A 12062-nucleotide genomic window follows, 5' to 3' on the forward strand; every position below is an offset into this window, starting at 1 on the left:
GCCCGCCTAACAGCGGGAAGCGTCGGGCGACCGCGGGCTTAGGCTAGGCTTATTTTTTGCGTTGTTTCTTCGGCAGGATGGTCTTCACCTTGGGCGCGGGTCGACCACCCGATCGGCCCGGCTTCGTCGCCAGCTTGGCCTTTGGCACACCCTTATAGGGTTGACGCTTAACACTTTGCTTCTCTTCCGCCGGCACCAGACAATGATCGCCATCGCCGATCAGACGAGCCAGACCCATGCGCTGCAGGGCGTCGCGAATCAAATGCCAGCCCGACTTATCGTGGTAGCGCAACAGGGCTTTCTGGAGCTGACGCTCCTCGATTTTCTTCACTACATTCACCCGTGGGCTCTTGTAGGTGACCTTCTTCAACGGGTTTTTGCCGGAAAAGTACATCGCCGTGCCCAGACTCATCGGCGATGGGTAAAAGGTTTGCACCTGATCAACCTTCATATCCTGGTTCTTGAGCCAGAGCGCCAGATTCACCATATCTTCATCTTCGCAGCCCGGGTGGGCAGCAATAAAGTAAGGAATCAGATACTGCTTTTTACCCGCCTCTTTAGAATACTTGTCGAACATCTGCTTGAAGCGATCGTAACTGCCCATGCCGGGTTTCATCATCATCTGCAACGGTCGAGTTTCGGTATGCTCCGGAGCGATTTTTAGGTAGCCGCCAACATGGTGGGTCACGAGCTCTTTGACGTACTCAGGATCTTCAATGGCCAAGTCATAGCGCAGACCGGAGGCGATGGCAACGGTGTGGATGCCGGGCGTCTTGCGCACCTTGCGGTACAGCTGGGTGGTCATCGAGTGATCGGTTTTGAGATTGACACAGATGGTCGGATAGACACAGCTGAGCCGGCGACAACTGGCTTGAATCGCGTCGTCCTTACACTGAAGATGGTACATATTCGCGGTCGGGCCGCCCAAATCGGACAACGCGCCACTAAAACCGGGCACCTTGGCTTTAATATCCTCGACTTCTTTAAGCACCGATTCATGCGAGCGCGACTGAATAATGCGCCCCTCGTGTTCGGTGATAGAACAGAAGGTACAGCCGCCAAAACAGCCGCGCATAATATTAATCGAGGTTTTAATCATGTCGTAGGCAGGTATTTTCGCTTTGCCGTAACTCGGGTGCGGCACCCGGGCATATTCTAGGTCGAAGACACCGTCCATCTCCTCGGTGCGCAATGGAATCGGTGGCGGATTGACCCACACTTCACGATTACCATGACGCTGCACCAGGGTGTGGGCATTGTGTGGGTTGGCCTCGACATGCAGCACGCGGCTGGCGTGGGCATAGAGCGCCGGGTCGTTACGGATTTTTTCAAACGATGGCAGTCGGATACAAGTCAGCTCGTGATCGATATCGAATTTCCGCTGCAGGGGCATCGGAATAATCCGCACCACCGAGACATTATCGTCTACCTCAGGCTTGCTCGCCGCGTCACTGGCGCCACAGCTGGCTTTGTCCCCTGCCTCGTTGATCGGCTCCTTCTGCTCATAAGGATTGGGCTCGTTAAACTCGGTTATTGCGCCGATATTGCTCGGCCAATCGATCCGGCTGGAGTCGATTTCGGTCCAGCCATTGGGCACTTCTTTCTTTAACACCACGGTGCCGCGAACATCGGTGATCTCGCCAATGGGAACATTATTGGCCAATCGGTGAGTCACCTCGACCAGCGCTCGCTCGGCATTGCCGTAGAGCAGAATGTCGGCATTAGAATCAAACAGAATTGAATGACGCACCTTATTGCTCCAGTAATCGTACTGGGCGATTCGGCGCAGGCTGGCCTCGATGCCGCCCAGCACGATGGGCACCTTAGGGTAGGCTTCTTTGCAGCGTTGACTGTAGACCAAGACCGCGCGTTCTGGTCGCTTACCGCCTTCATTGTTGGGGGTATAGGCATCGTCGTTGCGCACCTTTAGATCGGCCGTATAGCGGTTGATCATGGAATCCATGTTGCCCGCTGTGATGCCAAAATACAGTTTGGGCTCGCCCAATATCTTGAACGGCTCGGCGGATTGCCAGTCGGGCTGGGCAATGATGCCCACACGAAAGCCCTGAGCCTCCAAGGTCCGACCGATTACGGCCATACCAAAGCTCGGATGGTCGACATAGGCGTCACCCGAGATGATGATAATGTCGCACTGATCCCAGCCCAGCGTGTCCATTTCCGCACGACTCATCGGCAAGAAAGGCGCAGCAACTTTTTCGGCATGCTGGTATTTGGGGTATTTAAATAGATCGGGGGCGGTCTTAAACATAACGCAACAAAATATCACAACGAAACCAGACGACACTTTAACAGAAAGTTAAATAGTCGTCCCCGACTCGATGGCCTCCAACGAGAAAACTTCTCATTGGAGGCGTTGGCGTCGATACAATCGATCAATATGCCGTTATAATTCGAGCGATTTTTTATTGGAACGCGATAAACCTATGCCTTACGCTAACGTTCGTATGATCGTCATGGACCTAGACGATACCCTGCTAAATGATGCTGTCCAGATCAGTCCGGCCAATCAGGCGGCCATTGCCCGTGCCCGCGCTGCCGGCCTAACCATCGTCCTGGCTTCGGGCCGTCCCTTCCCCGCCATGATCGGCTATGCCGACCTGCTGCATTTGGCCCAAGGGGGCTATGTGATTTCCTACAATGGCGCGTACGTGACCGACTGGTCTAATCGCGAAACCTTGTTCGAGACCTGCCTGAGCAAGCTCGAGTGCGACCTATTGGTCGATACCGCTCATGCCCAAGGCGTGCTGATGCAAACCTATATAGAGGGAGCCATCGTCACCGAACAGATGAATCCCTACAGCCAACTGGAGGCGACGCTCACCGGTATGCCCATTGAGCTCGTCGCGGACTTAAAAAGCGTTATACAGACCAAGGTCCCTAAGGTGCTCATGCTCGCCGAGCCAGACAAGATCAAGACCCTGCAGGCAGAACTGAGCAAAACGTTGGGCGGCCGCTTTATGATCAGCATTTCCAAACCGGTGTTTTTGGAGTTTACCAATAGCGCCGTCGACAAGAGCCGGGGCATCGATGTGATCTGCGCCAAGCTGGGCATCGACAAGGCGGATGTGATGGCGATCGGCGACAGTTACAACGATCTGACGATGTTGCGCGACTGCGGTGTCGGTGTGGCCATGGGCAATGCACCGGACGATATTAAGGCGATCGCTAATGTTGTCACCACAGACTGCGCCGACGACGGTGTCGCCGCCATGATCGACCGAGTTTTAGCCAGTCAAAGCACCGCGCATCAATCCTGACCACAGAATTTTCTGAGTCATCGGTCAGCCTAAACTAAAGCGGGTGTCCTACCCGCTTGATAAGCCAAACAGTCATGAATTATGAACAGTCCGGCGCGCACCTATTCGCGCCCTTGGCTATGCTCGGCCGAGCCAGTGGTTTAGGGTGGCCACGTCGCTCTGTAGAGCGCTCCTGAACATGGGCCAATACAAATACTCACCGCTAAGGTTATCACAGATGAAAGCCAACACCGCCAAGACGGAACTTTTTGATGACTGGATTCGAACGCGATTTGTCGAGTTGAATTCCGCCCTAGAGGACCTCTATTTTGCCCAGGCCGATCGCGCCAACGTCGCTGGAATTGGCGAAGACTATAAGATTTGCTTGGAACAGGAAGGTCAAGCGCTGATCGCAGCGCTGCTGGCGGAAGGCAATACCGACCAGGGGTTCGATAAGGCCTTCGACCTGTTGGGTAATGTCGGCCTTTATATGGCGGCTTGCCGGCGCCATGAGATCACCGAGCCGTCGCGCGAAACTAAGTCCCCGCTGCTCGAAGCCTCGGCTTTGGCGCTGCAAATCGGTGCCTCCATTGGGGTCACGCCGCGCTTTGCCACGGCGCATTTGACCACCCATAACCGGGCGGTCAACGGTCGCTACAAACGCTTTACCAACCTGCCCGATGAACAACTCTTTGTCGATTACAACACCCGCGGCATTCTCGCCTATAAGCGCGCCGCCGATGCCTTGATCAAGATTCAGCCCCTGGGTATTTCGCACCCGCTCACGCACGATCTGATGAGCGCCGCCCTAGTGGCCTTACAACAGGTCATCGAATCCAATAGCGATCTGTTTGAGCAGCTCGATGCCCAACGTTTCTTCCACTGTGTGCGACCCTATTACAAACCCTATCGGGTCGGCTCGCAGATCTATCGCGGTGCCAACGCGGGGGATTTTGCCGGCATCAATGTGATCGATCTATTGCTCGGGCTGTGCCAAGGCAACGATCCGACCTATGGCCAGCTGTTGGTTGATAAATTTCTCTTTATGATGCCGGAAGATCAGCAAATATTGCGCGATTGCATGCGCCGGACCAGCCTGCTGGATTACTTTCTCGCGGCCGGCGACCAGAGCCAGGCGCCTTGGTATCAGGCCAACCTCAGCTTGCTGCTGGAGTTGTGTCAGGTCCATGGCGAAACCGCGAGCCAGCATCACAATCAATTGGTTGATAAGTATATCAGTCAGCCCTCGGCACAGATGCCGGAGCAGTATCTCGACAAGCTCACGGCCAGTGGCCCGCCGCTGCCGGTCCTGTTGGCTGCTTTGGAAAAGCTGCGCGATCGACGTGCCGCCGCCCAACGCTCGGATATCCTGACCCGCTTCCACGATATTCAACAGCTCAAAGCCACCCTGGAGTGAACCGATGATCGATACCCCTAAACGCGATTTCAGCCTAGCCCCGGGCAGCTATCTGCTTAGCCATTCGGTCGGCCGGCCATTGAATAGCGCCCCAGCCGCACTGGAACAGGCCTTCTTTGCCCCGTGGCAAAACTCTGGCCGTGAGCCTTGGGGCCAATGGTTGGGGGTGATCGACCGCTTTAGCGCCGCCTTAGCCCAACTGTTCCAGGGCGCGGCCAAAGACTTTTGCCCGCAGGCGAATCTGTCCAGCGCGGTAACCAAGCTGGTGATGTCGCTCGATCGCTTGCAGCGTCCGGGCGCGGTGGTGCTGATGAGTGAGGTCGACTTCCCCAGTATGGGGTTTGTCATGCAGAAGGCGCTGGGTACTGACTGTGAACTGCGCTTTATTCCCCAGCATTTGGACCTAACCGATGCCGCCGTTTGGCAGGCCTATATCGGTGCCGATGTGGATCTGGTCTTTGTCAGCCACGCCTATTCCAACAGCGGTGTGCAGGCACCCTTGGCCGATATCATTCCGCTGATCCGAGCACGCGGCGCCCTGAGCCTGATCGATGTCGCGCAGTCGGCCGGCATCATGCCCTTAGATCTAAGCCAGTTGCAGCCCGACTTTATGGTCGGCTCGAGCGTTAAGTGGCTTTGCGCCGGGCCGGGCGCGGCCTATCTGTGGGTGCATCCTGAGCGCATCGATGACTGTCAGCCCATGGATGTCGGTTGGTTCAGTCATGAAAATCCCTTTGAATTTAATATTCACGATTTTCGTTACCACCCCGGCGCAATGCGTTTCTGGGGCGGCACCCCGTCGATCGCTCCCTATGCACTGGCGGCGCACTCCATTGATTATTTTGCCAATATCGGATCAGAGGTGTTGAGAGCCCACAACCAACAGCTAATCGATCAGGTTATTGCGGCACTGGGCGATGCCGTGGTCTCGCCCCACGCGCCGCAGATGCGCAGTGGCACGGTAATTTTGCAATTGGGTGATCGTCAAACCGAGCTGATGGTGGCCCTGGAGCAGGCCAATATCAGTGTTGATGCGCGCAAGTTGGGCATCCGGGTGTCGCCGCATCTCTATAACGACAATGCGGATATTGAGCAATTGGTGCATCGGGTCGAGCGCTGTCGGTAGCAGAGATTCTGCTCGGAAAGGCAGTCGCTGGCCCAACAATCGGGCGCTCGTTAGGCGACGAACTCTTGCCAATCTAAGAGCAATTGCTTGAAATCGAGTAGGCCACATTCTGCAATCGACTCCGACTCATACAGGTTTGTCTCCTCCGGGAATTCCTCATCATCTTCTCGCTCCAACGCGGTGACCTCGACGGACTCACGCTCTAAACGCAGATTAAGGTCACGCCCGAGAATGTTTTTCTCGATCAGTTGCTCACGGTCCAAGAGGTCAATAACGGCCAACAGATCAACCATTTTTGAACTGTTTTGACCCAATTCCTCGGTGAGCCAACGGCCCAATACTTCGTGACCCATCGATAAAACCGCATTCGGCTTACCGTCATCATCAAAGGAAAATTCGTAATCCATAATAGTCTCTAGTTAGGGTGCAAGGTCAGGGAGCAGGGGTCGCAAGGCGCGCCCTCGCCTACCGTTATTCGGGTTGTTTTGGGGGTATTGATTGGCGGACGAGGTCGGCCATGGCCAGGCTATTGTCCGCCGTTTGGCTGCGTAAATGATCCACCACACTGACTTTATTAACCAGCGGCTGATTTTGGCTGGCCTTCCACTTGCCCTCGATCGAGGTCACCCGGAACTCCAAGCCAACGATCGCGCCCATTAGCTTTTCCACATGCGCGGCTGGCGCATCGGCTACTTGCCAAGGGACTGGCTGACTGGCCTCCTGCTGATCGGTTAACCGATTTAACATCTCGTGCTTCCATTGGGTGTCGTGAATTGCCACCAAATCGCCGTGCAAATGCACGCTCAAATAATTCCAGGTCGGGACGACCTTAGCGTCGATCTGCTTGGTCGCATAGTAGTTGGGAGACATATAGAGCTGCGCTCCGGCAAAGATCACCAAGACATCGGTGGCCGCCGCGCACTGGCGCCACATTGGATTGGCCTTGGCGACATGACCGCGCAAGACCACGGTGTCGGCGTCGATATCGACCCAATAGAGCGGTATATGATTAGCCTCTAAGCCGTCGTCCGTGGCCATCACCAGGGTTGCCAGCGGTTGCTCGGCAATCAACTGCTGCATCGCTGCTGTATCGACCTGTCTGAACATGTCTGGAATATACATCTGCTACTCCGCGCTGGGTCCTTAGGACTCGCTTACTGTGTCAGGCTTCAGGAGATCCAATGCGATGGCCTCGGCGACCTTAATTCCATCGATTCCCGCTGACAGGATGCCGCCGGCATAGCCCGCGCCTTCACCGGCGGGATACAGGCCCAAGGTGTTAATGCTTTGAAAATCAGCGCCGCGCTTAATGCAAATGGGTGATGAGGTCCGCGTCTCAACCCCGGTCAACAGGGCATCGGCCATCGAAAACCCATCAATTTGCTTGTTAAACGCCGGGATCGCTTCACGCAGCGCCTCAATGGCAAAGGCTGGCAATGCCTTGCTCAGATCGCCCAGGCTGATACCCGGCTGATAAGAAGCCGATACCGCGCTGAGATCGACTGATGGCTTGTTGTTGAGGAAGTCACCAACCAGTTGAGCGGGCGCGCTGTAGTCGCCGCCGCCCAGATCGAAGGCCAGGCGCTCGAGCTTACGCTGTAAATCGACCCCGGCGAGGACGTGCTCTGGGTAATCCTGTTCAGGGGTAATGCCGACCACGATGGCGGAATTGGCATTGCGTTCATTACGCGAATACTGCGACATGCCATTGGTGACCACCCCGCCCGGCTCGGATGCAGCCGCGACCACGGTCCCGCCCGGACACATACAAAAGCTGTAGACACTGCGGCCGCTCTTACAATGATGCACCAGTTTATAGTCGGCCGAACCGAGAATCGGGTGTCCGGCACTGGCGCCAAAGCGCGCCTGATCGATAACCGACTGAGGGTGTTCGATGCGAAAACCAATTGAAAACGGCTTGGCTTCCATATAGACGCCTTGCGCGAGGAGCATTTCAAAACTGTCTCGGGCGCTGTGGCCGATGGCCAGAACCACATGGCGCGATGGCAGGAATTCGCCATCGGCCAGGGTAACACCTGTGACCTGTCCCGTGCCGCCCTCGACTGGGGCCTCGCGGTGTAACTCAGAGACCTTCTGATTAAAGCGAATCTCGCCACCCAAGTGGATGATTTCAGCCCGTATCCGTTCCACCATCGTCACCAGTTTAAAGGTTCCGATATGGGGTTTGCTGACAAAGAGAATTTCCTCCGGCGCGCCGGCTTTGACAAATTCGCTCAGCACCTTGCGGCCTAGGTGACGTTTATCCTTCACCTGACTCCACAATTTGCCATCGGAAAAGGTTCCGGCCCCGCCCTCACCAAACTGCACATTGGACTCCGGATTGAGTTCGCGCTTGCGCCACAATGCCCAAGTATCTTGCGTCCGCTGACGGACATCCTGACCGCGTTCGAGCACAATCGGTTTTAGACCCATCTGCGCTAGCAACAAGGCCGCCAAGATGCCACAGGGGCCGAAGCCTATAACGATCGGACGCGCCTGTTGGGCGGCGGGGAACGTTGGCTCCGCCTGGGCGACAAAATGGTAACCGGTATCGGGGGTAGCCCGCACGCCAACCAAGTTATCGAGCTGGCCGAGCAGCTGGGTCTCGAGCTCGGGCGATACGAGCGCATCAATCTGATAAATCAATAGGATGTTTTTTTTCTTGCGCGCGTCATAGCTGCGCTTGAACAGGCTATAGCTGAGCAACGCCTCGTCTCTGATAGCCAGAGTTGCGCAAATGGCGGCTCTTAAATCGGCTTCGCTGTGATTCAACGCGAGCTTGATTTCGTTCAGTCTTAACATGCTAGGGTCACTTCGGTAAAAAAAGGCTCAAGACACGCAGTCCGGCTCAACGGGTAACTAGGGTGCTTTGGCTTGGCCACCCGATTCAGTGCGACATTCTACACCACTTTTGATCCGGTCACTCAATCTCTAAAAGCAAATAACGGCCTTTGTCGGGTCGATTGGGCCGACAATCGGATGGCTTGACTAAAAAGCCATCGATACGACGGGCCGGCCAGACCTTCGGGCCGATTAAACAGGCCGCCCGCCGAATGCTTGATCGCTCAGGACAGCCACTCGGCTGGGCATCTTTACGCCGTTACAGGGGGTGGCGTAAGTTCACAGTTAATTGATAGTAATAAGCATAAAAGATGATGTCTTTCAGACCCTGATTATCCTACATTAGCCATTCGATCCTACATCTACTTGAGTACAACCAATGGTGCCTAAAAACGATCCGGGCTGTGGCTGGTTAAACCTGTTACCGCCACGAACGGCTATGCCTGCCTTGAATCAAGACCTCGATTGTCCTTGGGTGATTATCGGGGCCGGCTACACCGGCCTGGCCGCCGCACGCACCTTGGCGCTGCTCCGGCCCAATGATCAGATCGTGCTGATCGAGGCAGAGGCCGCTGGTGAGGGGGCCAGCGCCCGCAATTCCGGTTATTTGGTCGACTCTACGTTGAATGACGGGCATATGTCCGAAAATGGCCTGAGCCATTACAAACAGAAATACCAGCTCAATGCACTCGGGGTTCAAACCGTCGCCAACTTCGTCGAGCGCTACCAGGTCGATTGTGACTGGAACGCCAGCGGTAAGTACCATGCCACGGCATTGGCTAAAAATGAGGCCAAGTTGCGCACCTTTAGCCGCACCTTAGATGACTGTGACATTGCCAACACGCTGATGGAAGCACCGGCGCTGCGCACCCGACTGGGCACCGACTTCTATCGCATGGCGGTGCACACCGCTGGCGGAGTTATGTTGCAGCCGGCCAAACTGGCCCGAGCCATGATCGAGGCCCTGCCCGCCAATGTCAGCCTCTATGAACAGTCGCCGGTACTCAACTGGACTCGTTCAGGCAGCCGTCATGAGTTGACCACGGCCAAGGGCCGCATCAACGCCGACCAGCTGTTGGTGTGCACCAATGGCTTTATACCATCGCTCGGCCTGAAACGGGACCGCGTGTTTCCCTTGACGCTGACCGCCAGCCTAACGCGCCAGCTCACCGAGGCTGAATTCCAAAGCCTGGGATCCCCTCAGGAATGGGGCCTTTTATCGGCCCAAGCGATGGGCGCGACCGTCCGCTTGACCGGCGATCGACGGATTATGATTCGCAATACCGCCGAAGCCCTATGGTCGGTTAATATGACCGCGAGCCAACTGGCGCTGCGGGTACAGGGCCACAACGACGGTCTGCGCAAACGCTTTCCAACGCTGCCGAGCAATCTGATCGAACACAGCTGGTCGGGCATTACTTGCATCAGCGCCAACAGCGCCAACCTGTTTCAACAGCTCAGCCCCACGCTCAGCGTGGCCGGTTGTTATAACGGCGGCGGTATTGGTCTGGCGACCCTATTCGGCGAGCAACTGGCCTACCAGGCCATCGGTGAGCGGACCGATGAGATGGACCGCATTCAACAGCGTCCGACCCCGACCTGGTTACCACCGAACCCTTTCTTAACGCTCGGCATCAAGACGCGCCTAGTCAAGGATCGTTATTTCGGGCGACTGGAACGTTAGCCCACAGGGCCCGACAACAGTCGGGCCTGTCTTCCAACACAGATAGAGATTTCCTATGTCGGCCCTATTCTCACCCTTACAGATTAAAGATGTGCATTTTCGCAACCGTATCGGCATTTCGCCGATGTGCCAATACAGCTCGGTGGAGGGTGTTGCCAATGAATGGCACCTGGTCCACCTGGTGTCCCGGGCCATTGGTGGCGCCGGCCTGATTATCGCGGAAGCCACGGCGGTCTCGCCGGAAGGCCGAATCACCCCGAGTTGTGCCGGATTGTGGCAGGATGGACAGATTGAACCGCTGTTGCGGATCAATAACCTAATCAAGCAGCACGGCGCGGTGCCGGCCATCCAATTGGGTCACGCCGGGCGCAAGGCCTCCGCTGCCGCACCGTGGGACGGCGGCGCTCATCTGGCCGATGATCAAGGCGGTTGGCCGCTGATCGCACCGACCGACCAGGCGTTCGATCAGGACAGTACCCGACTGATGAAGGCCCCCAGCATGATCAGCCTGGCCGATATCCAGCGTATTCAACAGGCCTTTGTGGCCAGCACCCTGCGCGCACTAGCCGCCGGCTACCAGATGGTCGAGCTGCATGGTGCGCACGGTTATCTGCTGCATAGCTTTTTTTCACCCCTGGTCAATCGCCGCACCGATGCCTACGGCGGCGATCTGCGCGGACGAGCGCGGATGATGCTGGAAACCGTTGAGGCGGTGCGGGCCGTCTGGCCGGAAAACCTGCCCTTGGCGGTGCGCTTGTCGGTGTCCGATTGGACTGAGGGCGGGCTCACGGTGGAAGACAATATTCAAATGACGCGCTGGTTACTGGAACGCGGTGTGGATCTGGTCGATTGTTCCGGCGGCGGCGCGACGCCTGCGGCGCGGGCGTCGATTGGCAACCATACCGTCAAGCAGGTTGGCATTGCCGGCCAAATTCGCGCAGCCACCGGCATCAAGACCATGGCGGTCGGTGAGATCATCGATGCCCATCAGGCTGAGGCCATTATTGCCAGCGGCCAGGCCGATATCGCGTTGATCGCGCGCCAAAGCTTGCGCGATCCCTATTGGCCGGCCCATGCCGCTGCGCAACTGGGCGTTCCGAGCAAGCCGATGATGCCCACCCAGAATGGCTTCTATGTCGGTACCTAGACTGCAGACCAGGCCTGCGTTTGGGCCTTAGTGCCGATTCGAGGGCCTTTTGGGTCTAAACCTCAGGCCCAGACCAGTCGGCGCCGAGTATTGATCATCAGCACCAAAACCAGACAGGCGCCGATAATGGCCGCGGGAAAGAGCACGGTGGTCACCGAATAGTGCTCTAACGCGAGGATCGCAAAGCTATTACGGGCCACAAAAAACACAAAGAAGGAGACGTTTTCGTCGTGCGGAAAATGATAGGCCTTGCGAATGGTCGGGCCAAAACCCAGCAGGTCGACCCCAGTCAACGCCACAACGGCCCAGAGCGGGTCGGATGTCAGGAACCAGATCGGCAAGGAAGCCAAAGCTGCGAGAAAGAACAACCAATCAACTTTGGAAATTGAAATATCAGCACGCTTTAAAAACGCCAACAGAGCAATAAAACAGGTAATCACACCGGACACTCCGATCGGCCAAGCACCCATCCCCCCTTCGGCCTCAAGCTGCGCAAAAAATACGATTACCGTGGTTATTCCCCAAATGATCCAGGTAAAAACATGCGGTTTGATTGCACCCGACAATATCGCGCGGATATAGGGTATAAA

General features: G+C 56.3%; 10 protein-coding genes. 5 read left to right on the forward strand and 5 right to left on the reverse strand.

Annotated elements, in window-relative coordinates:
• Nucleotides 1-49: 49 nt before the first annotated feature.
• Nucleotides 50-2269: a YgiQ family radical SAM protein gene (locus AC4FIC_RS13140; RefSeq protein ID WP_100256809.1), complete on the reverse strand. Its 2220-nt coding sequence runs from the start codon at nt 2267-2269 to the stop codon at nt 50-52.
• A 175-nt stretch (nt 2270-2444) separates the two neighbouring features.
• Here AC4FIC_RS13140 and AC4FIC_RS13145 point away from each other — a divergent pair, with 175 nt between their 5' ends.
• The 3 genes from AC4FIC_RS13145 to AC4FIC_RS13155 all read left to right on the forward strand — a co-directional run bounded on the left by AC4FIC_RS13145 (nt 2445) and on the right by AC4FIC_RS13155 (nt 5800).
• Nucleotides 2445-3278, forward strand: coding sequence for a Cof-type HAD-IIB family hydrolase (locus AC4FIC_RS13145; RefSeq protein WP_100256808.1), 834 nt, complete (start codon nt 2445-2447; stop codon nt 3276-3278).
• 217 nt (nt 3279-3495) lie between these two features.
• A complete protein-coding gene (locus AC4FIC_RS13150; protein ID WP_273284380.1) occupies nt 3496-4674 on the forward strand; it encodes a PrnB family protein in 1179 nt (392 codons plus the stop codon).
• Between the two features lie 4 nt (nt 4675-4678).
• Nucleotides 4679-5800, forward strand: coding sequence for an aminotransferase class V-fold PLP-dependent enzyme (locus AC4FIC_RS13155; protein ID WP_287438799.1), 1122 nt, complete (start codon nt 4679-4681; stop codon nt 5798-5800).
• A gap of 50 nt (nt 5801-5850) precedes the next feature.
• On the opposite strand, the gene AC4FIC_RS13160 is transcribed toward AC4FIC_RS13155, so the two are convergent.
• The 3 genes from AC4FIC_RS13160 to AC4FIC_RS13170 form a co-directional block, all read right to left on the reverse strand.
• A complete protein-coding gene (locus tag AC4FIC_RS13160) occupies nt 5851-6207 on the reverse strand; it encodes a YacL family protein (RefSeq protein WP_273284384.1) in 357 nt (118 codons plus the stop codon).
• A gap of 64 nt (nt 6208-6271) precedes the next feature.
• Complete coding sequence (locus AC4FIC_RS13165; protein ID WP_273284386.1) at nt 6272-6922, reverse strand: FMN-binding negative transcriptional regulator; 651 nt, start codon at nt 6920-6922, stop codon at nt 6272-6274.
• Nucleotides 6923-6943: 21 nt separating this feature from the next.
• On the reverse strand, nt 6944-8602 hold the full coding sequence (locus AC4FIC_RS13170; protein WP_273284388.1) for an NAD(P)/FAD-dependent oxidoreductase: 1659 nt from the start codon (nt 8600-8602) through the stop codon (nt 6944-6946).
• Between the two features lie 478 nt (nt 8603-9080).
• On the opposite strand from AC4FIC_RS13170, the gene AC4FIC_RS13175 reads away from it, so the two are divergent.
• Together AC4FIC_RS13175 and AC4FIC_RS13180 are read left to right on the forward strand one after the other, a co-directional pair.
• Nucleotides 9081-10325 carry an NAD(P)/FAD-dependent oxidoreductase gene (locus AC4FIC_RS13175; protein WP_273284390.1) on the forward strand — a complete coding sequence of 415 codons (1245 nt, stop codon included), beginning with the start codon at nt 9081-9083 and terminating at the stop codon, nt 10323-10325.
• 55 nt (nt 10326-10380) lie between these two features.
• On the forward strand, nt 10381-11472 hold the full coding sequence (locus tag AC4FIC_RS13180) for an NADH:flavin oxidoreductase/NADH oxidase (protein WP_476194518.1): 1092 nt from the start codon (nt 10381-10383) through the stop codon (nt 11470-11472).
• A 62-nt stretch (nt 11473-11534) separates the two neighbouring features.
• Here AC4FIC_RS13180 and AC4FIC_RS13185 read toward each other — a convergent pair.
• A partial coding sequence (locus AC4FIC_RS13185; RefSeq protein WP_487778798.1) for a hypothetical protein occupies nt 11535-12062 on the reverse strand: 528 nt, incomplete at its 5' end.

It is taken from the genome of Reinekea sp. (assembly GCF_982785585.1).